Origin of the sequence: Carboxylicivirga litoralis (assembly GCF_025499605.1) — a bacterium.
Lineage (GTDB): Bacteria > Bacteroidota > Bacteroidia > Bacteroidales > Marinilabiliaceae > Carboxylicivirga > Carboxylicivirga litoralis.
In genome coordinates, this window is the sequence record NZ_JAFMVC010000014.1 from 1 (window position 1) to 22,281 (window position 22,281).

Consider the following 22,281-nt stretch of genomic DNA (forward strand, 5'->3'; position numbering starts at 1 on the left):
GTCGTTTTGTTTAAGGGCTTTTAATATCTTTATTGCTGTAACCTAAATTATATTCTATGAATAAAATAATGTATTTGTTGGTTGTAGTTTTTGCTATAGCTTGTAACCCATCGAATAAGAAAGTTTCAATGATTCCTAATGATTTGCCACCGGCTCCCATTGCCGAGAAAAAAGATTCGGTCTTAAGCATTCATAGCCATACGCGTGTTGATCCTTATTTCTGGATGCGCTTGAGCGATGAACAGAAAAACGCAGCGACACCCGATGTGCAAACGCAAAAGGTGTTGGATTATCTTAATGCTGAAAACAGCTACACAAAGGCCGTTTTAAAAAATACAGAACAGCTGCAAGAGAAGCTATTCAACGAAATTGTTGGCCGCATTAAGAAAGATGATGAATCGGTACCATATTTTTCCAATGGCTATTGGTACTATTCGAGGTATGAGAAAGGGAAGGAGTACCCGATTCATTGCCGTAAAAAAGAAACCTTAGATGCCACAGAAGAAATCTTTTTTGATGAGAATGAGCGGGCAGAAGGACAAGCCTATTATGCACTAGGAAGTATGAGCATCAGTATGGACAATAAGCTGCTGGCTTTTGCTGAAGATCCAGTAAGTCGTCGTATTTATACCATTCGCTTTAAAAACTTAGAAACAGGAGAGATTTATTCTGATGAGTTGGTTAATGCGCAAGCAGGAGGAGCCTGGGCTAACGATAACCAAACGTATTTTTACACCACAAAAAATGAAGTGTCGCTATTGAGTGAGAAGATCTGGCGACATCAATTAGGTACATCAACAGAGAAAGATGTGATGGTGTATCATGAAACGGATCCCTCTTTTTATATTGGTGTAAGTAAAACCAAATCGGATAAGTACATCGTTATTGAGGAAGATGCTACACTGGTGAGTGACTATTGGGTGTTAGATGCTGATAATCCAACTGGTGAGTTTAAGCAATTTACGCCACGCGGTGATGAACACCAGTATTACATTAATCATTTTGAGGATAAGTGGTTTATCACAACCAATCATGAAGCAACCAACTTTCGCTTAATGGAGACGCCTGTTGGAGCAACAGACATGAGCAACTGGAAAGAGGTTATTCCACATCGCGAAGACGTATTGTTGAATGGAATAGAAGTTTTCAAGGAGCATATAGTGGTGAGTGAGCGTAAGGACGCTTTAATTCACTTGCGCGTCATCAATCAAAAGACCCAAAAAGAACATTATCTGGATTTTGGTGAAGAGGTTTACGTAGCATACATTTCTACCAATCCAGAATTTGATACAGATGTGTTGCGTTTTGGTTATAGTTCAATGACCACACCGGAATCAACCATTGACTATAATATGAACACCAAAGCCAAAGAGGTGAAGAAAGTTCAGGAGGTTGTGGGTGGCCATAATCCTGACGAATATGTCACTGAACGTTTATGGGCTAAAGCACGTGATGGAAAGAAAGTACCCATGTCGGTTGTTTATAAGAAAGGTGTTGAAAAAGATGGTAATGCGCCGTTATTGCTCTATGCTTATGGTTCGTATGGCAGTACGATGGAGCCCTGGTTTAGCTCAACGCGTTTGAGTTTACTCGACAGGGGTTTTATTTATGTAGTGGCGCACATCAGAGGTAGCCAGGCTATGGGGCGCCAGTGGTACGATGATGGCAAAATGTTGAATAAGATGAATACCTTCAACGATTATATCGATTGTAGTAAATACTTAATTGATAATCAATACACTTCAGCAGAGCATCTATATGCCATGGGCGGAAGTGCAGGCGGTTTGCTTATGGGAGCTGTTGCTAATATGGCACCTGAGTTGTACAATGGCATGGTGGCTGCTGTTCCTTTTGTCGATGTTGTTTCAACCATGCTGGATGAGACCATTCCGTTAACAACCAATGAGTTTGATGAGTGGGGGAATCCTAAAAACAAAGAATACTACGACTATATGTTGAGTTATTCGCCATACGATAATGTAGAAGTAAAAGCTTATCCAAATTCATTGATTACTACCGGGTTATTCGATTCACAGGTGCAATATTGGGAACCGGCCAAATGGTTGGCTAAGCTACGCGATAAGAAAACCGATGATAACATCTTGATTATGCATACCAATATGGAAGCCGGTCATGGTGGAGCATCCGGGCGTTTCAAACGCTATCGTGAAACGGCCATGGAATATGCCTTTATGATGATGCTGGAAGGTATTGACGAGTAAAGAACTTTACCATCATAAAATAACAAAGACCTTAAGGTTTCTAATGCCTTAAGGTCTTTTATGTTGTTGACAATCCTTGAATTACAATGAATTCAAGTACTCCGTTACATTCTTTTCTACGCGTCCAACTACTTCCGAAACATCTGCTTTTACGAATTTATCACCAGTGATGCTTTCGTAAAGTTCAATGTAACGATCCGATACTTCCGTTACGAATTCGTCCGTCATTTCAGGAACTACTTCTCCTTCACGACCCTGGAAGTTATTTTCCATTAACCATTCGCGAACGAATTCTTTAGATAACTGTTTTTGGTTTTCACCTTTGTCAAAACGCTCCTGATAGCCATCAGCATAGAAGTAACGTGATGAATCAGGTGTGTGAATTTCGTCAATAAGGTAAATCTCACCATCTTTTTTACCGAACTCATATTTTGTATCAACCAGAATTAAACCCATTTCTTTGGCAATCTCACTTCCGCGCTTAAATAGCTCTAATGAAATGCGTTCTAGCTCCAGGTATTCCTCTTCAGAAACTAAACCTTGTTTGATGATTTCTTCACGTGTGATATTTTCATCGTGTGCGCCTTGTTCTGCCTTTGTAGTAGGTGTTAGAATTGGCTCTGGAAACGCCTGGTGTTCTTTCATGCCATCAGGGATAGGTACGCCACAAATATCGCGGCCACCGTCTTTGTATAAGCGCCAAGAGCTACCTGTTAAGTATCCACGAACGATCATTTCAACAGGGTAGCTGTCACAGAAGTGACCAACTGTTACTGTTGGGTCTGGCGTAGCTATTTTCCAATTAGGAACAATATCAGACGTTGCATCCAGAAACTTTTCAGCAATCTGGTTTAGTACTTGTCCTTTGTAAGGGATGCCTTTGGGAAGCACCACATCAAATGCTGAGATGCGGTCAGAAACAACCATTACCAAATAATCATCGTTAATGTTGTAAACGTCGCGTACTTTTCCTTTGTATACGCTCTTTTGTCCCGGAAAATTGTAATCCGTTTTAACAATTGCTTGACTCATAATTATTAGTTTATATCAATATTTATTTTTCTTTACTCCTGATATGTGTCTATAGTTGTTCCTGTAAATTATACCTTTGTTTACTCTTTATCATATGCTTCAACAATGTCCTGAACCAGCTTATGACGAACAATGTCTTTAACGGTAAAGTTCACGCGTTCTATTCTTTTTATACCTTTTAATATACGCATCGCCTGTACTAATCCAGATTGCTGTTTGTTGGGCAGGTCAATCTGTGTAACGTCACCTGTAATAATAAACTTTGCATATTCCCCCATCCGGGTTAAAAACATTTTCATTTGATTATTGGTGGTGTTCTGTGCTTCATCCAGTATTACGCAAGCATTATTAAGTGTTCGACCGCGCATAAATGCCAAAGGAGCAATCTGTATTGTGCCATTTTCCATCAATTCCTTTAGCTTGGCTCCTGGAATCATGTCTTGCAGGGCATCATATAAGGGCTGTAGATATGGGTCGATTTTCTCCTTCATATCGCCGGGTAAGAATCCTAGTTTTTCGCCGGCCTCAACTGCAGGACGACTAAGAATGATGCGACGTACCTGACGGTTTTTTAAAGCTGCTACGGCCAAAGCTATGGCTACATAGGTTTTACCTGAACCGGCGGGGCCAACAGCAAATAATAAATCATTCTTCTTAAATCCTTTAACCAGTTTTTCCTGATTTTTTGTACGTGCTTTTATGGGTTTGCCACTGGTGCTAAAAAGGATAACATCGCTATCGCTACTGGCATCGGTTATTTTAGTACCACCCAGAATTTCATTAAGCGATTTCTCGCTTAGTACGTTGTAGTTGTTATAATGATTGAGTAGTAAATTTACCTTTTCTTCAAAATCAGCCACTTCCTCGGCATCGCCCATTGCTTTTAACCAGTTGCCTCTTGCAATGATATTTAACTTCGGGAAACGATTCTTAATGACTTCCAGTTTGGCATTTTTAATGCCTAAAAACTCTACTAAATCAACCGATTCCAGGTAGATTAACTTTTCTATCATAAAGTGGTTTAAATCCTTAATTTTGTATACTGCAAAGTAACAATATTTTTTGCACTTGTAAGCTGACAAAAGTGGTATTCGTTATACCTCAGTTTTAAAAAAAAATCATAAATTATTACCAAAGGGACATAAATTTAAAAGGAACTGTACATTATGAATCAAAACCAACACGAATCGACCCTGATCGTTTTTAAAGAATTATTGGAAATAATGGATGAATTAAGGGCAAAATGTCCTTGGGATAAAAAGCAAACCAATGAATCATTAAGAACATTAACCATTGAAGAAACCTACGAGTTGGCCGATGCGATTATCAAAAATGACGCTACACTTATTAAAAAAGAGCTGGGCGATTTATTACTTCACATTGTGTTTTATGCCAAAATTGGTTCAGAGCAATCTGACTTCACAATGACCGATGTGATACAATCACTTAATGAAAAGTTAATTTATCGTCATCCGCATATTTTCTCTGATGTAGAGGCGAATGATGCCAAAACCGTGGAGGAAAATTGGGAGAAACTGAAGCTGAAAGAAAAGGACGGTAATAAATCAGTTCTGGAAGGTGTTCCATTGTCCTTACCTGCAATGGTTAAAGCCAATCGTATTCAGGATAAAGCGCGTGGCGTTGGTTTTGACTGGGAGCACAAAGAGCAAGTTTGGGATAAGGTGAAAGAGGAGTTAGAGGAATTAAAAGAAGAGATTACTGCTCATGATGAAGATAAAATAGAAGCAGAGTTTGGTGATTTATTATTTTCAGTCATTAATGCGGCTCGTTTGTATGGTGTTAATCCTGAAAACGCTCTTGAGCGAACCAATCGTAAGTTTATCAAACGTTTCAATTATTTAGAAGAAAAAACACTAAAAGTTGGCCGAGATTTAAAAGAAATGAGTTTAGCAGAGATGGATGAGATATGGGAAGAGGCCAAAAAACTATAGTTTTTGACGAATGGCCTTATGTGGAGTTATTTACTAAACAGAATATTAGGGAGTTTTCTTTTGTGAGGTTAAGTTCATTTCTGATTTTGAAATGTAAGAGGTAGATTGCCAATATTATAGCTTACGACCAATTGGTCTGTGTATATATAATAATGTGGTTTGCTAATAGAAATTATATCAATTAAAAACTTGAAGAGGGAGTGTTAATCAAAGTTAATTGTTCATTCGTCATTAAAAAATAGCCATTCGTCAATGTAAAATAACATTTAACGGATACGCTGAGTAAACACAATTGAATTCACAATTCATTAAACACTCAAGAAACCGAAACGGACGGTTTCGAAAACACCCAACACTATTCAACATCCTTAACCTCTGCAGCACCAATTCTAACCCAAGAGAAGCTGCAGAGGTTTTTTTAGGTATTTACTTTTTGGGTCAATTACGTTTATCACAAAAATCAGGTCGTTCGTCAAAATAAAACAACACTTGACCGTTTCTTTAGTATATGTGTATGATTTCAAAAATTAAACACACGTAACCGAAACGGACGGTTACAACCCCAACACTATTCAACATCCTTTTACCTCTGTAGCCAATCTAACCCAAGAGAATCTGCGGAGGTTTTTTATGTTCTGTCCTGAAATTTATTGATGAAGAATTTCGACCAATACCGGTTTAAGGCCACTAAAAAAGAACTCAACAGCGATCACCATCACTATCAATCCCATTAAGCGCATTAATACATTGTTGCCGGTCTCGCCCAGTGCTTTTATAATTTTGCTTGAACTTAATAGGATGAAGTAGGTTAATAGAACAACCAATGAAAGAGCCGAAACTAAAATGATGGCTCCGGGCAATCCACCCGCATCTTCCATCAAAACAATGGCATTGGTTATAGCTCCTGGCCCGGCAATCATAGGAATTGCCATTGGTGTGATTGATATATCGTTAACGTATTTTTTTACTTCAGAATCTTTCAGTTTTACTTTTGTGAGTCGTGCTTGCAGCATGTCCATGCCCATGATAAAGAAAATAACACCACCAACGATTCGAAAACTATTAACTGAGATGCCAAAAAACTTAAATAGCAATTGGCCAGACAATGCGAACGAAACAATTATTAAAAAACCTACCAGACAAGCCTTTTTAGCTGTTTTTGCCCTATTTTTAGCTGTTAAATCAGCGCTCATCGTCATGAAAATTGGCATCACGCCCAATGGATTAATGAGCGTAAAAAAAGATGTGAATGCTAAAATGCCAAAGGTTAAAAGTTCGTTCATTGTTTTTGTTGTAAAAGTAGGCTAGAATTTTTCAAAATCATGGTCTTTGACAGCTGATTTTTGTCAATGAAGAAACCTTGCTGATGTTCGAATATGGATTGGTCATGTTCTTTTATGAATAACGACTTGAACTTTTGCTTAGCCAATAGTTATATTAGGCTTTCAATACATTATAAACTATTAAGTCATGTTTAGAGTATCCCTTGTTTTTTTAATTTTATTGATATTTTCGGGAAGCTGTTCATTCAACCCAGAAAAGAAAGAAGAGCGACCTAATATCGTATTTATTATGAGCGATGATCATGCCTACCAGGCTATAAGTGCTTATGGTTATGAATTAAACAATACGCCTAATATTGATCGCATCGCTGAAGAAGGAGCTATTTTTAACAGAGCTTACGTTACCAACTCCATTTGTGCGCCTAGCAGGGCCGTAATGCTAACTGGTAAGCATAGTTTTATCAATGGAAAGGTGGACAATATGCAACCGTTTAACTGGGAGCAGGATAATTTTGCAAAGCAGTTGCAGAAAGCAGGTTATCAGACAGCAATGGTTGGTAAAATTCATTTGAATGGTTTGCCACAAGGGTTCGATTACTCCAATGTATTGCCAGGGCAAGGGCATTACTATAATCCCGATTTTATTGAGAATGGAGAGAAGAAGCGCTACCAGGGCTATTGCACGACTATCACTACCGAAATCGCTATGGATTGGCTGAAAAATAAACGGGAAGAGGATAAGCCATTTTTACTGTTATATCATCAAAAAGCACCACATCGCTCATGGATGCCTGAAAAGAAATATTTTGAACTATTCGACGATAAGACGTTTGCGCCACCAGCTAACTTTTTTGATGATTATAAAGGTCGTAAAGCCGCAGCGGAACACGAAATGGGTATTTATGAACACATGGATCTGGCTTATGATTTAAAAATGACATATACGGAAGGTGATTTGGGAGGTGGGCTCCGCAATGCTGCCGATTGGGTGCTAAGTCGGATGGATTCGGCACAACGCGCAGAATGGGATGCTTATTACATGCCTATTGCCGAGGATTTTAAAAATCGTGAAATGACAGAAGAAGAATTGGCTGTTTGGAAATTTAATCGTTACATCAAAGATTATTTACGATGCATCCAGTCAGTTGATGATGGTGTTGGTGAGGTGTTGGATTATCTGGAAGAAGCCGGATTAGATGAAAATACGATTGTGGTTTATACCTCCGATCAAGGTTTTTATCTTGGTGAGCATGGCTGGTTCGATAAGCGTTTTATGTACGAAGAATCGTTTCGAACACCTTTGCTCATTAAATATCCGAGGGCGATTGAAGCCGGAAGTGTGATTAATGAATTGGTGCAGAATATTGATTTTGCCCCTACATTTCTTGATATGGCAGGAGTTGCAATTCCGGATGATATTCAAGGTGTTTCAATGCAGCCATTATTTAAGGGGGAATCACAAAATTGGCGTGATGCTATTTATTACACCTATTATGAATATCCATCGGAGCATGCCGTTAAACGTCATTATGGAGTGTGCACTGAGCGCTATAAATTGATACATTTCTATTATGATATTGATGAGTGGGAATTGTATGATCTGCAAAATGATCCATCGGAAATGCACAATGTTTATGGTGATGAAGATTATGCAAAAGTACAGGCAATGATGCATCAAAAACTGGAGGAGTTAAGAACTTCTTATGGAGATAGTGATGCATTGAATGAGCAGCATTTAAACCGATATCTGCAAAAAAAAATAAAGTAGTAAAAACTAATTTTATAAGTTGCCTTTGTTGTTTTATAAAAGAAATTCGTATGTTGGTACGATTGTTTTTTTAATTGAGCAAACATGCCACTAAATAGTATACTAAAACATATTCAAGCCGATGAGCAATTGTGGAACCAGGCTATAGAGCAGTGTTCTTATTATAAAAGCGGGGAGGTTGTATATGAGCAGGATACCAATATGAAACATGCCTATTTTGTAAAAAATGGCTTATTAAAAATCTATCGTATTGGTTCTAAAGGAGAGCAACAAATTGTAAGGCTGGTGAAAGAAGGTGATTTATTTGGTTTTCACTCCTTATTGGGCGATGAGCCGGAGGTGACTGCTTGCGAGAGTTTAACCAATAGTGAGGTGTGCCGAATACCCGGTGAAGCCTTTAAAAAAACAATAAGTTCTAATAAAGAGCTGGCCGATTTATTAATTAAGAAGACCTGCGATGAGTTGAAAAATTCATATAACTCACTGGTTGAGTTATCGCAACGAACTGTTCGTGGCCGTTTGGCTAATTTATTGCTTAAGCTGCAGGATTTATTTAAAACAGCATCGGATGAAGCGATACCTTTAGTTATTTCTCGTTTGGATATGGCGCGTTGGATTGGTACTTCTAAAGAATCAGTCAGCCGTTTGATTACTGAGTTTAAAAATGACGGTATTATTCGTTTTGATAGGCGCGAATTAATCATTACCAATAAAGAAAAACTCGAACGAATTATCATGCTATCTTAAATTGATAGAATAATAATAATTTATCAAGGATGGCAATTGTATGATTGCCATCCTTTCTTTTTGCTATTTCTTGTTCAAAGGCAACTCAACGCCAAAGTTTTTCTTCTTATCCTCGTATTTCAGCAGCAAGGCAAATATCAGCCCAAGTAAACTCACTGCAGCAAACATTAAAATAGTAGCCGTGTAATCAGAAACTTCAGGATTGCCAGGGTTGGTAGTGTCTAATATAGCACCGGCAATAATGGGGAAGCCCCAAAGTCCAAGGTTCTGAATGGAGTACATTAAGCCATAAGCGGTTCCTATCTGGCTTTCGTCAACTAATTTCACCATGCTTGGCCACATAGCTGCCGGAACTAATGAGAAAGCGATACCTAAGAAGATGATGGGTGCTTGCGGAGGAAAATAAGTCAGCGCGAAGATTAGGTGTACTGCAAGCAGGGTTGTAGCACCAAATATCATGGCAGTTGCACTTCTTCCTTTACGATCAATTAACCAGCCAAAGAATGGAGTGAAAAATAATGTTCCAAGGGGAAGGAGTGATGTTAATTTGCCACTCTCAACAGATGTCAATCCAAATTTATCGGCAAAAAAGTCAGGTGCAAAGGCCAGAAATGGAAATACGGCTGAATAGAAGGTTACACATAGCAAGGCAATGTATAAATAAGCTCTGTTGCCTAGTAGGCCTGTGATATCTTTAATTGAAAAAGGCTTGCTTGCTGTTTTAGATGCCGATGAAGTATTTAACTGCTTATCTAGTTTTGCATCTAAAAGCATGTACACCATAAATGCCAATAATCCTGTGCAAACGAGTATGGCTGCCAGCCAAATTGCTCCTGTAAGATTGGCTCCATTCTTAGCCACAGCAGGAGAAAGATTTAATGCGGCAAAGGTACCTAATCGGCCAAAGCCTACTTTTAAGCCAAACGCTAAGGCTAAATCCTTTCCTTTAAACCATTTTACTAATATTTTACTGACAACCACAATGCTTGTTTCTGCGCCTAAGCCAAAAAAGAAACGGCCAATCAGCATCATTTTCAATTCGGGTGAATAATTAGGCAAGAATGAAGACATTAACTCGTAGCCAAAGCCGCCAGCTCCATAATAATCTGATGCTCCATAGGCAGTTAAGACGGCTCCTAATGCCATGAAAAACACAAATGTAAAGCCTGTCTTTCGAATGCCTAGCTTGTCAAGGATGACGCCTCCAATAACGGCCATCAATAAAAAAGTGTTTGGCACTGAGTAGAATGATACAAATAGGCCGTAGTCGCTGTTGGTAAAATTAAATTCTGCTCTCAGTAAGTCTTTCAAAGTTGAAAAGGCATCGTAGAAATAGTAGTTAACCGACAGGACGAAACCTACTAAGAGTAATATTCCCCAACGCATGGCGGGCGATTCGTTTAGTGCTTTTTTAATGGTATTCATATCGTGCTTTGATATAGTTTTAGTTGACCAAAATAATTAATTGATGTGGCAAATAAGCTGATTTTTGTGAGCTTTCCAGCTTAATTTAACAGATGGCCAAATTGTTTAAATTCGTGCTCGAAGTTGGGGGTGAAAATGCCCTTGTTAATGTTATCTCTAATTTCTTTGATACTCCAAAATCGAACGTCGTCCACCTCAGTTTTGTCAAAATTGAATGGGCCTTTATGGTGTGTGGTAAAGCAAAACACCATTTCTTTTTCCACATTGCTTGTCCAAATGTACTGACCAATAGACTGGGCTTTGAAATTAGTGAGTCCGATTTCCTCTGATGTTTCGCGTTGCAACGATAACTCAATGCTTTCACCAGCTGCCACATGTCCACCAACAGCAGTATCCCATTTGCCTGGCTGTATCAATTTATGCTGGGGCCTTTTTTGTAGTAAAATATTTCCGCTATTCATGACGTGCAGGTGCACAACCGGATGTAACAAGAACGATTGTTGATGCACAACCGAGCGGGGTGCTGAGCCAAGTATTTGCCCTTTTTCATCTACTAAGGGTAGCCATTCTTCGTTTTTGTATTGCTTATTTTGTTTTTTCTTTAGTAGCCATTCGTAGGCTAAAAACAAGGCCATCACCACAAATAATCCGGCACTGCCCATAAAGCTCCAAATTGCTTTGTTGTCGATGAATGATGACGCAAGAGTGAGTATGGAATAAATAAGTAAGAGCCAAAAGATACGTTTCATACTTTCTTGCATCATCCATAATTGATATGGGTTCATCTGCATGTTTTTCATATAACGCTGAGTCATCTGCAGCATTAGGTTGTGTTTTGAAAAGGCTGAAAAGCCAATCAATCCGGTCATCATTAAACTGATGATACCAGGCTTAAGCTTAAAAAATAAATCATTATGCAATATGATGGATACGGCACCTAAAGCGATAATCAGGCCGACATCAAACAAAATAAAGCGTTCGATTTTACGTTCCTTAATATAACCGATAGCCAACTCGATGATGCCTATTATTATAGCTGTAATAAGTCCATAGATGGTGCCCCAGATTTCGTCAACGATGATAAAAACCAGAATAGGCAGAAAGCCTGGTAATAAGTTTTTTAGAAGTTGAATTTTATTCATTTCATAAACATTAAGCTGCGAAGATAGCAAATGAAATGAACATGAATTTTTATCATTCTTAAATGCATACAATCAGAATGGTTAAAATTCATCGAGAGTTCCATCTGGTATTTGAAAATGAATTATTTACAGATGAAAATCGTTCTCGTATGATTAACAGAATGATTCGAATATTGGGTGATTTGCCGATTGCTGTCATCCTTTTTATTACTTTTGTCTACTGATATTGCTGAAACATTACATATGAACGGTTACATAATACAGTTATTGGTTCCTTTTGCATCCTTTCTTTCTTTTATGATGGTGTTTTTATCGATACCAACCATTTTAAGGGTTGCACATTCTAAAAACCTCTTTGATGAACCGAACAAGCGTAGTGTCCATCGCATGCGTATTCCAACATTGGGTGGTTTAGCCATCTTTATTGGCTTTTTATTTACCTACTCGTTATTTGTCGATTGGTTTAAATTTATTGAGATACCATTTCTAATTCCAGCCTTATTAATCATCTTTGGCATTGGAATAAAGGATGATATTTTAGTTACGGCGCCAATGGTAAAATTGGCCGGACAGTTAATAGCGGTCATTATTGTAGTTGGTCTGGGAGGTCTTCAAATAACCGATTTTCATGGCTTTTTTGGTTTGCAACCCGATCCGTTTTGGGGAACAGTGTTAACCATTGTAGGCATGGTGTTTATTATTAATGGTTTTAACCTGATTGATGGTATTGATGGATTGGCTGCGATAACTGGTATTATCTCCATGTTATCATTTTCAATTTGGTATTTTATTAATGAAGATTATCATATTCCAACTCTTGCAGCTGCATTAGTTGGAGGACTATTGGCCTTTGCCTATTACAATATATTTTCAAAGCGTCAGAAGATTTTTATGGGTGATACTGGTTCTTTGGTGCTTGGTTTTTTGGCAGCTGTGGTGGCTGTTCGCTTCAGTGAGTTTAACAAAGTCGATAATCACCATGCGTTAATACACACAATGAATAGTGCTCCTGCTGTAGCCATGGCTATTCTAATTGTACCCATTGTGGATACCCTGCGTGTGTTTATGTTACGTGTTTCTCAAGGTAATTCACCTTTTATGGCGGATAAAAATCATATTCACCATCGCATGCTGGCTTTGGGTTTCTCACATTTACAAATTAGTTTAATCATTGGTGCGATTAATATTTGTTTTGTGATTCTGGCCTTTGCTCTTCGAAACTGGGGAATGTTACGTTTAAGTATCTTAGTTTTATCTCTGGGTTTTGCAGTGGCATATATCCCTTCAATAGCTTTGTACTATAAACGTCGTCATTTTATAAAGCGTCTTCGAAAGATAAGGAGAAACAAATAACATTTTAAAGTTATTTTGCTCAGCAAATGGTATATACCCACATGGTTATACTTGCTGGTATCCTCTGTTATTGTTGAGTTGTGACATTCGTTTAAACATCTGCCAGCAACAGGTGTTATATAATCTAATGATTTTGGATAAAATAAAGATTTGAGAACATGCAAAAACGTTCAGATATAGGATTGATAGGTTTAGCTGTTATGGGCGAAAACCTTGTTTTAAACATGGAGAGTAAAGGTTATCAAGTTTCGGTGTTTAACCGCTCAAGCGAAAAAGTAGATAGTTTTATTAAGGGAAGAGGTAAGGATAAAAACATTTTAGGTACTTACTCTTTAAGTGAGCTGGTTGATTCTTTGGAGCGTCCTCGTAAGGTGATGATGATGATAAAGGCCGGGGCAGCGGTTGATGCAACCATTGATGCTCTATTGCCATTGTTGGAGCCGGGAGATGTTATTATTGATGGAGGAAATACGCACTATCCTGATACTGATAGACGCGTAAAACGTGTAGAAGCAAAAGGGGTTCATTATATAGGCGCTGGTGTTTCGGGTGGTGAAGAAGGAGCTTTATTAGGGCCCTCAATTATGCCGGGAGGTTCTAAAGTTGCATGGCCCTTGGTGAAGCCTATTTTTCAGTCAATAGCAGCTAAGGTTGAAGACGGTTCGCCTTGTTGTGATTGGGTGGGCGAAGATGGTGCAGGCCACTTTGTGAAGATGGTGCACAATGGCATTGAGTATGGTGATATGCAGTTAATAACCGAGGCTTATCACATTATGAAAGACTTGCTTGGTTTATCAGCTGATGAGATGCATGAGGTGTTTAAAGAATGGAATGAGCAGGAATTAGACTCATACCTGATTGAAATTACTCGCGATATCATGGCTTTCAAAGATGAAGATGGTGAGCCCCTGGTTGAGAAAATATTGGATAAAGCAGGACAGAAAGGTACAGGTAAATGGACAGGAATAACAGCTCTTGACCTGGGTGTGCCGCTAACATTGATAGGTGAAGCCGTTTTCTCACGTTGCTTATCGTCTATTAAGGACGAAAGAGTAGAGGCATCAAAAGTTTTATCGGGCCCCGCTCCTGCGTTCGAAGGTGACAAAAAAGAATTTATCAAGGCCATAAAAGATGCTTTATATGCATCAAAAATTGTGTCGTACGCACAAGGATATGCTCTGATGCGAGCTGCTGCCGAAGAAAATAATTGGAACTTAAATTATGGCGGTATCGCATTGATGTGGCGAGGTGGTTGTATTATTCGTTCAGGCTTTTTAGGGAAGATAAAAGAGGCTTATGATAGTCAACCTGGATTAACCAATCTTTTACTCGATCCTTATTTTAAAGAGGCAATTGAGAAAGCGCAAGCTGGATGGCGAAAAGTGGTGGCGACAGCCGTTATGAATGGTATTCCTACACCGGCGTTTGCAACTGCATTAAGTTATTTCGATGGCTATCGTTCAGAACATTTGCCTGCTAACCTGTTGCAGGCTCAACGTGATTACTTTGGCGCCCATACTTATGAGCGTGTTGATAAACCGCGTGGTGAATTCTTCCATACCAACTGGACAGGTAGGGGTGGAGATACAGCCAGTACGACTTATAATGTATAATTTATTTTAATTGATTATATTGAATCCAACTTTTCAAAACGAAGTTGGATTTTTTTGTTTCCTTAAAAATGCCTAACTCATGAGTGTTATCATTCTTACGTAGCCTTATTTTTTCTTATCATTGTATTCAGTTTATGTTCATGAGTGCTAGCTATGCAAATATCTGTTGATAAAAACATCTTAAAGCTCTTACAGCAAGGAGATGAAGGTATATATCGAAATATCTTTCATCAGCTCCAGCCTGCTTTGGTTGTGTATGCGAAAGAATATGTGCTCGATACAGATATGGCTTCTAATATTGTTCAGGAAGCTTTTTTAAAATTGTGGGAGAAACGCAACGCTATTAAGATTGGAACAATATTGAATGCTTATTTGTATAAGTCCGTTCGTAATTTGTGTTTGAACTACCTTCGTCATCTTAAGGTGGAGGATAAGTATGCCGATAAAGTTCAACAACTGCAGCTAAACTTTGAGGCATTAAAAGATAAGAGTGCTGAACGCTTATTGGAAGCGGAAATTATGGAACGCATTCAGGTGGCGGTTGATAAAATGACACCGCAATGTAAGCGGGTGTTTGAATTAAGCCGTTTTGAAGGTAAAAGCTACAAAGAAATTGCATTGGAGCTGGGAATAGCCGAAAAAACAGTCGAAAATCAAATGGGAAAAGCCCTTAAAGTAGCGCGTGCTGAACTGAAAGAGTTTTTACCCATTACTATTCTTTTGTATAATATGTGGCCTTAGTTTTGGTCTGGCCAAATCGGCATTTCTGATTCATCGTCCCAAAATGGTCCCCACTGAATTTCAGTAAGTATGTCATGGTCGAAGAATAAGTTCAGACTAAAATCAGGATTGGCGGCCAGTGTCTGGTTAGGAATGATGTCAGTTGATAAATCTTCTAATTCAAATTCACCCAGATTGAACACTTCCATTTGTTCCATTACTTCGCCCTGGCTTAGGCCAATCAGGTCAATGCCTTCAAATAAAACCTCAGAAGAAGCTGTAGTGATAGATGTTAATTTCCAGTTGCAATCCTCCTCAAATGATAAGGATAGGTGCAATTCGTCGTAATGCCAGGCTTCCATGGCACCCGATTCTTTATCGCCATCCATCGCTTCTACTTCACTAGGTTCACCCAACAGTTGAGTGATTTCCTGTCTGTTTAATCCAAAGATGATTTTTTCGAGACCTTGGCCTAAGGTGATGTCTTTCATTGTGTTCTCTTAAATTTGTTTGTGCCTGCAAAAGTAATGAATAGTTAATGACACTCCTAACAGCTTGCCTGTCTATTCATCTGTTTATACCTAAAATTCTCTAAGCCTTCTGTTTGCCTTTTTCTGCGAATGTTGTTTTTTGGAAGTGAGGCGTTTTTCAACAGAAGCTCTGGTACGTTTGGTTTTAAATCTTTTTTTCACTGGGGTTAAGGCTTTCTCAAATAGTTTATAAAACTCCTCTATGACCATTTTTTTATTTTGTAGTTGCGACCGGCTTGCTTCACTACTCAAAATGATTTCATCGCTGTTGGTCAGTTTTCCTTTTAGTTTTGCCAGCAATAGTTGTTTTTCTCCTTCCGATAATATGTTTGATTCACTGATGTTAAAGCGTAGAACGACTTTGCTATTTACTTTGTTGACGTTTTGTCCGCCAGGACCACTACTTCGCGTTGTTGTAAATGTTATTTCGTTGATCAGGTTGCGATATCTAATAGTATGTAACATGGTTTTATATCAGTTCAATAGGTTGATAAAGTTATGAAAAAGGTGCTCATAAAAGCATTTTTGGTATATTTTAGCACTGATTTTAAAAGCATGAGGCGATTACTGATTCTTATATCTACTTTCTATTTGTGTTCAATTGTACAGGCGCAGGAATACCTGGGTGTGCATTCGAGCCCTTATCTGCCTTTTATAGGTATCGTTAACCAGCCTGCAGAATTGGTTCGAAGCGATGCACGCTGGGCTATTAATGTTTTAAGTTCAGAAGTTGCTTTGTTAAATAATCAAACTTTTGCATCGTCGGATTTCTGGGATGTGATGAGTAAAGTTGGATTCCATGATTTAAAATATTTTTTAGGTTCAGAAGAATCGTTGTTATACGTCAATGGTCGCTTGATGTTGCCATCTGTCAGTTATAAAATAAACGAGAACCATGCAGTGGGCTTAACGATTAGTGTGCGTGCAGATGGTGTATACAATGCCTCTAACGACGACTTCATCAACTTATTTAAAGGAATACATGACCCCGAAAGTTTGAAAGAGATAAAGGACGAACACTTTAAATCTCTGGTAAATAGTTGGGTTGAATATGGTTTAACATGGTCGGGTACCATTTTAAAATCAGATAACAAATGGTTGACGGGCGGGGTGGTATTGAAAATTCTTAGTGGTTCAGGTTCAGGCTATTTAGAAATGGATGGCATAGATGTGATGTTTGATAAAGAGCGGATTGAACGCTTCGATATGAAAATGTCTTATGCGTTTAATGAGAGTTTAAATAAAACAATTGATGGTGGTGATATTGTTGAACGTGCCGGCGACTTGGGCCTTGGGGTAGATTTAGGTTTGAGCTATTCGTATTTACCTGAGCATTTACGAGGCGTTAAAGATGTACCATACAAATATAAAATAGGGTTTGTAATGGCGGATTTTGGTAGTATTTGGCATAGTAAAACAAAAAATAAAGCATCGTATCAGGTTAATATGAACGACGTGCCCTATAGTCGTTTTGCAGGTATTGAAACCCTTGAAGCCCTTAAAGATTCGATTGAGAAATCAGTTGATATAAAAGAGTTTTCAGGAGGTAGTTTTAGTACTAAACTGCCGTTTAAAATAGCTTTAAATGCCGATTATTGCCTTAAACCCAAGTGGTTTGCCAATGCATCATTGGTTGTTAATCCTGGCTACTACAACTCAACCGTTGATATAACCAGGAAGGTCTTGTGGAAAGCTAGTTTTACCGGACGCTATGAAACTAAAAAGTGGGGGGCGTACTTGCCTGTCAATTATTCGTCTGCCATAGGTTGGAAGATTGGTTTAGCAACCCGATATCGTCAGTTTTTTATCGGTTCCTCAACGGTTATTGGTAATTTACTGGGGGTAGGTGGAGGCAAACAATCTGTTTATTTCGGTTTTTCAGTTCCAATATATTCAAGCGATAACTAAATTTTGGATAACTAGTGCAAGTTCATTGCTCGAAGTATAGCAAATGCCTTTGTGATTCATAAAAGTGGAATCTTTTCGGTTCAGGTCCAGGTTATCACCATTAAAACTTTTGGCATAAGCTTCTATTTCATTGAAAATACAAGATGAGGCTGCATAATCCCACAAACTTCCTCCTCCATTTTTAGTCTTAGGCTGTTTAAAATAAAAAGCTGGGCCGTTTTCAAGTATCCACATGGCATTCATGGCTGCACCACCATGACTAATAATTTTATAATCGCCAATACGCAGTCTTAGCTGATTAGTGATTGTTGTGTAGTTCTTGCTTTTTAAAAAGCTTCGATCGCAGATTAGTGTGTAATCTTTATCAGGTGCTCCTAATGACCATTTTTGGTGGTTCTTAAATGCACCAAAGCCTTTTATTGCATGGTAAATTGTTCCGTCAACCGGATTGAAAATAGCGCCAATATGCGCCATGCCATTTTTATCAACCAAGGCGATGGAAACGGAGTATCCATCTGTTTGCTCAATAAACGGTAGGGTGCCATCCAGTGGGTCGATGCACCAGAAATAATCCTTTTCAAAGCGGCTTTTGTCATCTGTTGTTTCTTCACTGAGAAGTGCCAGATCATATTTGTTAATAGTAGGTTGCAGTATCTCAAGAATCAACTTTTCGCTGGCCAAATCAACTTCTGTAAACACTTGCGAGGCCAGGCTTTCGCCACCATTTTTTTTATTGACAGATAAATGTACCTTGCTTTTTTGAGCAATTAATTGCCCTGCTTTGGAGGCTGCCTCAATGGCATAGTTGCAAAGCTCCTGAAGCTGATTAGAGGATAATTTCATGCCTTTTACTTTAAGTGTATGCTTTGAACAACTTCTCTGGCCAGCCGTTCGCTATAGCTGTTTATTTTCCAATGGTCGGGGCTCCATCCTTTCAGGAAACGGTGAAAATCGGTCCAGGCAACCGGATAAAGCTCACGCCATTCTTTTTCCAGTTTTTCAAAATTAATTGATGGATGTTTGTGATGGATGGCTAGTTTTAATTCTTGGAAATAATAATCCAGAATTTGCTTTTCCATGACTTCACAATCCTCTTCGTAGAGGCAGCTGCCAACAAAATAAGCAACATCTTTCATGCCGCATCCACCACCAATATATTGAAAGTCGACAGCCGCCACCTGACGACCATCCTCACTAAAACAAAAGTTAGCCAACTTAGCATCGCCATGCACCAGTGTTTGAAATTCACCTTGGCGCAAAAGTTTATCGATGGCTGGAGCTGCTTGTTTTAGCTGTTCGTTATCCATTATTTTAAGCTCATCCGGACGGGTATCCAAATGCCAATAGGTGCCAACTTCCCAAAGTTTAACCGGAGCTTGATTCATAAACGTGGCGTGAAAGTTGGCCAGCCACTTCAGGCAGGCTTGCATGTGCTTCCAGCTGACACTTGAAAGGCGACCAGAGAAGCCTGAAGCGTCTAAATCCTCCATTACCATCAGTACTTCATCATTCAAATGCTCAAGTGCCAGAACATGTGGTGTACGACAATCGTCATCGCATTGCTGATTCCAAAACTCATACCAGGCGGTTTCAACCTGGTATGATTTCACTTTACGCTCGTGCGATAAATTCGTGTTCCAGCCACGTGGATGCTTGCTGTTATCGGGCAACTTGACGTGTTTGATAACGACGCTTTCGTATTGACTGCCCTCAAGACCGATGCGGATAATTTTTCCGTAACCACTCCACAGGTTTTGAATGGTTTCTATCTCATAAAGCTCGCTGGCTCCTGTGGCCTTTAGTATGATATCTTTGAAATGCTGGTTCATTGTTGCTTCTAAAAAATGTGGCGCAAAGATAAGTATTTGACGTCTTATTCTTCAAGCATTGCTTTTAGCACTTTGTAATCGGTTTTGCCGGTTCCTAATACCGGAATCTCATCAACTTTGATGATTTCACGAAGCTTTGATATGGGTGCTACTCCATTCTTCAACAGATAGTCGTTGGCCTCATTCATGTTAATATCTGTTGTGGTAAACAGAGCGATGCGTTGAGGTGTTGATTTATCAGAGCCTTCTACGGCCAATACCAGTTCTTCGTCACGGCCATATTTTTCAAGTAATATCTTCTCAATAAATGGAAGACTGATCATTTCGCCGGCAATTTTAATAAAGCGTTTCAATCGACCGGTGATAAACAAATAACCTTCTTCATCCACATAACCTAAGTCGCCTGTTTTGTAATAGGTTTTGCCCTCAATGGTTTTGAAAGGCTTGATGTCGGCTTGATTAATGTAGCCATCAAAAATATTAGGGCCGCTCACGTATATCATGCCCGGTTTTCCGGTCGCACAAGGTTCATTCGTATCTAAATCAATGATGCGTCCATCAATGCCCGGTAAGAACTGGCCGACACTGTTGAGCTTTTGTTTTTTCTGTGGATTAAGCGTTAACACGGGTGAACATTCTGTGATGCCATAGCCTTCGAGGATAAGACCGCCATTAGTTACGCCTTCAAACTGTTCTTTCAAAGATGGCGGCATGGCTTCGGCACCCGAAATGGCAAACTGCACCGATTTAAAAGCATACGCCGCTGTTGAACTTTCGGCCAAAAGCAGTTTTAAAAAGCCAGGAGTTCCCAGTAGTACATTCGCTTTGATGTGTTTCATTATTCTCAACACCTCGCGCGAATCGGTTGGATTTGGCGTGTAACCCACTTTAACAGCTGTTAGCAATGGCATAATATTAAGCACCGTAAAGCCAAAACTGTGAAATGGCGGTAAGAATGATAAGAATATTTTGTTGTTGTCAACATTGACTAATTTGAAGGCGCCAGCCAGGTTGTTAATAATGTTGCTATGCGTCAGTGGCACTGCCTTAGGCAAGGACTCGCTACCAGATGTGAACAGGATAACGGCAGTTTTGGGTTTGTTTTTGGTTGAAATAAGTAGTTTCGGCAATTTGGATTTAATAGCTCCTTTTAATTTGGTGACTAACGATAATTCCGGTATTTTCTTTTCAAGTAGTAGTAGCTTTTCTTTTATTTCAGGAGGAAGTTGTTCATTAATTTTTTCAATAAAAGCACCTGCCGACAAGATGGTATTCACATCCACGGATTCGATGCAGTGCAAAAGAACTTTTTGGCCAACCGTCCAGTTGAGCATTACTGGTACTTTGCCAGCCAGGTAACAGGCCGCAATAAGCAATGTTGTGCTTTGAAGGGCTGGTAGCATGATGCCCACATTCTCTTCTTTAACTTCTTTCTTTAGCAATTCGGAAACGACGCAGGCCTTTAAAAAGAATTCTTTTCGTGAAGTAGAGCCCAGCATGGCATCGTAACAAAACGGGTTGTTACCGTCAACCGTAAAAGCTGAGATGAATTGTGACAATACTGTCCCATTCTCATCAACAGAAAGGCGTTTAATATGAGTCAGGTCGTTGTGCAAGGTAGAGGGCTTTAAATCGCTTCCGCTTTTAAACTGCCCCATGGCCACCAGGCATAAATCCTGTACGGTTCTAATATCATTAATTTCAGGTGCTGAAAAGGTTGGGAATTGATTTTCTACTTCCGAAATGATTTCAACAATGTTCAGTGAGTCGGCTCCTAAATCAAGTTGCAGATAACTCTTTAACTCAACGGACTCTTTTTCACTCTCTAATATTGAGGCAATGCATGTCTGTATTTTGTCAAATACTTCATCAGGAATAGGCTGAATGGTGTTATTGTTATTGCCTTTCATTGATTTGTCTGAACCTGCTATGCTATCAGGTAATTGTCGATTTGATGCTCCGGCCAGAAAGTGGTATTTTATAAATGTAGCCTGCTCTTCCCCGCTAACATTATACACCTGTTCGAGGTATTGGTTGAATTCTGTTTTTCCCATTTGGCTTTGGGTTTTCGCCTGCTTCGTTATGTTTTCAACCTCAATGTGCACGCAACGACGAGGCATAAAAAACAACAGGTTGCTAAGAATTAAACCAAGCGTTTTTAGCAGGGTAGAGAAGAAAGAAGGAGTTTGTCCCACCCAGCCTTTAGACCAGCGACTGCCCCATAGTCCAGAAAAACGAACTGCAATGACTTCAGCTTCTTCTGGCATGTTTTTTACGGTTAGTTGAGCGCTTTGCTTGTTTAAGATGCGTTCATAGCCTTGTGCAGCAATCTGTCCACTTGGATACAATACAATGTTTTTATCCATGGCCAGGCCTTTATCAACCGAAGCGACAATTTGCTCTAATACATTAGTGTTTCGGCTACCTTTCTCCAGGTCGCTCACACGAATGGCACCCCAGGCTTTAAAAATAGATTTGGCAACCGGGATATCGTAATAGCTTGATAGTACAATCGGTACTGCTGACGTGTATTTGTAGAGATGGGAAAAAAGCAATATCGGGTCTATTATGGCCTGATGATTGGGCAGAATAAGCTTGGCTCCATTTTCTTTAAGCAACTCACCGCCTTTAATAGAAACGCGATAGCGGGCACTCAAAATAAAGCGCAATGCCGCAAAAAAGCACTTAGCAAAAGCAATGATTATAGGATGATGTTGTTTCATGTTGATAGTCTCTTATAGTGTTTTGCAGAAAAAC

18 protein-coding genes are annotated in these 22,281 nt (G+C 39.2%); 8 read left to right on the top strand and 10 right to left on the bottom strand.

The window, feature by feature from the left end:
• Positions 1 to 56 precede the first annotated feature (56 nt).
• Positions 57 to 2,222 (top strand): S9 family peptidase, encoded by a 2,166-nt coding sequence (locus J1N10_RS13375; RefSeq protein ID WP_262327224.1) that lies wholly within the window; start codon positions 57 to 59, stop codon positions 2,220 to 2,222.
• Between the two features lie 81 nt (positions 2,223 to 2,303).
• Here J1N10_RS13375 and J1N10_RS13380 read toward each other — a convergent pair whose 3' ends face one another.
• Positions 2,304 to 3,254: a phosphoribosylaminoimidazolesuccinocarboxamide synthase gene (locus tag J1N10_RS13380; protein WP_262327225.1), complete on the bottom strand. Its 951-nt coding sequence runs from the start codon at positions 3,252 to 3,254 to the stop codon at positions 2,304 to 2,306.
• An 80-nt stretch (positions 3,255 to 3,334) separates the two neighbouring features.
• Positions 3,335 to 4,267, bottom strand: coding sequence for a PhoH family protein (locus J1N10_RS13385; protein WP_262327226.1), 933 nt, complete (start codon positions 4,265 to 4,267; stop codon positions 3,335 to 3,337).
• Between the two features lie 153 nt (positions 4,268 to 4,420).
• On the opposite strand from J1N10_RS13385, the gene mazG reads away from it, so the two are divergent.
• Positions 4,421 to 5,206: a nucleoside triphosphate pyrophosphohydrolase gene (mazG, locus tag J1N10_RS13390; protein WP_262327227.1), complete on the top strand. Its 786-nt coding sequence runs from the start codon at positions 4,421 to 4,423 to the stop codon at positions 5,204 to 5,206.
• 647 nt (positions 5,207 to 5,853) lie between these two features.
• On the opposite strand, the gene J1N10_RS13395 is transcribed toward mazG, so the two are convergent.
• The gene (locus J1N10_RS13395; RefSeq protein WP_262327228.1) at positions 5,854 to 6,489 is read right to left on the bottom strand and encodes a MarC family protein; all 636 of its coding nucleotides are present in this window, start codon (positions 6,487 to 6,489) and stop codon (positions 5,854 to 5,856) included.
• 187 nt (positions 6,490 to 6,676) lie between these two features.
• Between J1N10_RS13395 and J1N10_RS13400 the strand changes: the two genes are divergently transcribed.
• Together J1N10_RS13400 and J1N10_RS13405 are read left to right on the top strand one after the other, a co-directional pair.
• Positions 6,677 to 8,257: a sulfatase family protein gene (locus J1N10_RS13400; protein ID WP_262327229.1), complete on the top strand. Its 1,581-nt coding sequence runs from the start codon at positions 6,677 to 6,679 to the stop codon at positions 8,255 to 8,257.
• Between the two features lie 84 nt (positions 8,258 to 8,341).
• Positions 8,342 to 9,004, top strand: coding sequence for a Crp/Fnr family transcriptional regulator (locus J1N10_RS13405; protein ID WP_262327230.1), 663 nt, complete (start codon positions 8,342 to 8,344; stop codon positions 9,002 to 9,004).
• A 63-nt stretch (positions 9,005 to 9,067) separates the two neighbouring features.
• Here J1N10_RS13405 and J1N10_RS13410 read toward each other — a convergent pair whose 3' ends face one another.
• Positions 9,068 to 10,429 carry an MFS transporter gene (locus J1N10_RS13410; protein ID WP_262327231.1) on the bottom strand — a complete coding sequence of 454 codons (1,362 nt, stop codon included), beginning with the start codon at positions 10,427 to 10,429 and terminating at the stop codon, positions 9,068 to 9,070.
• Positions 10,430 to 10,509: 80 nt separating this feature from the next.
• Positions 10,510 to 11,571: a septation protein IspZ gene (locus J1N10_RS13415; RefSeq protein ID WP_262327232.1), complete on the bottom strand. Its 1,062-nt coding sequence runs from the start codon at positions 11,569 to 11,571 to the stop codon at positions 10,510 to 10,512.
• Between the two features lie 243 nt (positions 11,572 to 11,814).
• On the opposite strand from J1N10_RS13415, the gene J1N10_RS13420 reads away from it, so the two are divergent.
• The 3 genes from J1N10_RS13420 (at position 11,815) to J1N10_RS13430 (ending at position 15,278) form a co-directional block, all read left to right on the top strand.
• Entirely contained in the window at positions 11,815 to 12,924 is a 1,110-nt protein-coding gene (locus J1N10_RS13420) for a glycosyltransferase family 4 protein (RefSeq protein ID WP_262327233.1), read from the top strand.
• A gap of 158 nt (positions 12,925 to 13,082) precedes the next feature.
• A complete protein-coding gene (gene gnd, locus J1N10_RS13425; protein WP_262327234.1) occupies positions 13,083 to 14,537 on the top strand; it encodes a decarboxylating NADP(+)-dependent phosphogluconate dehydrogenase in 1,455 nt (484 codons plus the stop codon).
• A 153-nt stretch (positions 14,538 to 14,690) separates the two neighbouring features.
• On the top strand, positions 14,691 to 15,278 hold the full coding sequence (locus tag J1N10_RS13430) for an RNA polymerase sigma-70 factor (RefSeq protein WP_262327235.1): 588 nt from the start codon (positions 14,691 to 14,693) through the stop codon (positions 15,276 to 15,278).
• Here J1N10_RS13430 and J1N10_RS13435 read toward each other — a convergent pair.
• Positions 15,275 to 15,748: a hypothetical protein gene (locus J1N10_RS13435; RefSeq protein WP_262327236.1), complete on the bottom strand. Its 474-nt coding sequence runs from the start codon at positions 15,746 to 15,748 to the stop codon at positions 15,275 to 15,277. The genes J1N10_RS13430 and J1N10_RS13435 overlap by 4 nt on opposite strands.
• Positions 15,749 to 15,838: 90 nt before the next feature.
• On the bottom strand, positions 15,839 to 16,252 hold the full coding sequence (arfB, locus tag J1N10_RS13440; protein ID WP_262327237.1) for an alternative ribosome rescue aminoacyl-tRNA hydrolase ArfB: 414 nt from the start codon (positions 16,250 to 16,252) through the stop codon (positions 15,839 to 15,841).
• Positions 16,253 to 16,342: 90 nt separating this feature from the next.
• On the opposite strand from arfB, the gene J1N10_RS13445 reads away from it, so the two are divergent.
• Entirely contained in the window at positions 16,343 to 17,695 is a 1,353-nt protein-coding gene (locus J1N10_RS13445) for a DUF5723 family protein (RefSeq protein ID WP_262327238.1), read from the top strand.
• Here J1N10_RS13445 and J1N10_RS13450 read toward each other — a convergent pair.
• From J1N10_RS13450 to J1N10_RS13460, 3 genes are read right to left on the bottom strand one after another with little or no spacing between them, the layout of a single operon-like run.
• Positions 17,681 to 18,538 (bottom strand): 3'(2'),5'-bisphosphate nucleotidase CysQ family protein, encoded by an 858-nt coding sequence (locus tag J1N10_RS13450; protein ID WP_262327239.1) that lies wholly within the window; start codon positions 18,536 to 18,538, stop codon positions 17,681 to 17,683. The genes J1N10_RS13445 and J1N10_RS13450 overlap by 15 nt on opposite strands.
• 5 nt (positions 18,539 to 18,543) lie before the next feature.
• Positions 18,544 to 19,524, bottom strand: coding sequence for an ecdysteroid 22-kinase family protein (locus J1N10_RS13455; protein ID WP_262327240.1), 981 nt, complete (start codon positions 19,522 to 19,524; stop codon positions 18,544 to 18,546).
• A 44-nt stretch (positions 19,525 to 19,568) separates the two neighbouring features.
• Positions 19,569 to 22,247, bottom strand: a complete 2,679-nt coding sequence (locus J1N10_RS13460) for an AMP-binding protein (protein ID WP_262327241.1) — start codon at positions 22,245 to 22,247, stop codon at positions 19,569 to 19,571.
• Positions 22,248 to 22,281: the final 34 nt, after the last annotated feature.

Coding starts and splice junctions, on each gene's coding strand:
- J1N10_RS13450 (WP_262327239.1), bottom strand. CDS start 18,538: ATGAAATTATCCTCTAATCAGCTTCAGGAGCTTTGCAACTATGCCATT.
- J1N10_RS13420 (WP_262327233.1), top strand. CDS start 11,815: ATGAACGGTTACATAATACAGTTATTGGTTCCTTTTGCATCCTTTCTT.
- J1N10_RS13430 (WP_262327235.1), top strand. CDS start 14,691: ATGCAAATATCTGTTGATAAAAACATCTTAAAGCTCTTACAGCAAGGA.
- arfB (WP_262327237.1), bottom strand. CDS start 16,252: ATGTTACATACTATTAGATATCGCAACCTGATCAACGAAATAACATTT.
- J1N10_RS13395 (WP_262327228.1), bottom strand. CDS start 6,489: ATGAACGAACTTTTAACCTTTGGCATTTTAGCATTCACATCTTTTTTT.
- J1N10_RS13455 (WP_262327240.1), bottom strand. CDS start 19,524: ATGAACCAGCATTTCAAAGATATCATACTAAAGGCCACAGGAGCCAGC.
- J1N10_RS13460 (WP_262327241.1), bottom strand. CDS start 22,247: ATGAAACAACATCATCCTATAATCATTGCTTTTGCTAAGTGCTTTTTT.
- J1N10_RS13415 (WP_262327232.1), bottom strand. CDS start 11,571: ATGAATAAAATTCAACTTCTAAAAAACTTATTACCAGGCTTTCTGCCT.
- J1N10_RS13445 (WP_262327238.1), top strand. CDS start 16,343: ATGAGGCGATTACTGATTCTTATATCTACTTTCTATTTGTGTTCAATT.
- J1N10_RS13435 (WP_262327236.1), bottom strand. CDS start 15,748: ATGAAAGACATCACCTTAGGCCAAGGTCTCGAAAAAATCATCTTTGGA.
- J1N10_RS13400 (WP_262327229.1), top strand. CDS start 6,677: ATGTTTAGAGTATCCCTTGTTTTTTTAATTTTATTGATATTTTCGGGA.
- J1N10_RS13385 (WP_262327226.1), bottom strand. CDS start 4,267: ATGATAGAAAAGTTAATCTACCTGGAATCGGTTGATTTAGTAGAGTTT.
- gnd (WP_262327234.1), top strand. CDS start 13,083: ATGCAAAAACGTTCAGATATAGGATTGATAGGTTTAGCTGTTATGGGC.
- J1N10_RS13380 (WP_262327225.1), bottom strand. CDS start 3,254: ATGAGTCAAGCAATTGTTAAAACGGATTACAATTTTCCGGGACAAAAG.
- J1N10_RS13405 (WP_262327230.1), top strand. CDS start 8,342: ATGCCACTAAATAGTATACTAAAACATATTCAAGCCGATGAGCAATTG.
- J1N10_RS13375 (WP_262327224.1), top strand. CDS start 57: ATGAATAAAATAATGTATTTGTTGGTTGTAGTTTTTGCTATAGCTTGT.
- J1N10_RS13410 (WP_262327231.1), bottom strand. CDS start 10,429: ATGAATACCATTAAAAAAGCACTAAACGAATCGCCCGCCATGCGTTGG.
- mazG (WP_262327227.1), top strand. CDS start 4,421: ATGAATCAAAACCAACACGAATCGACCCTGATCGTTTTTAAAGAATTA.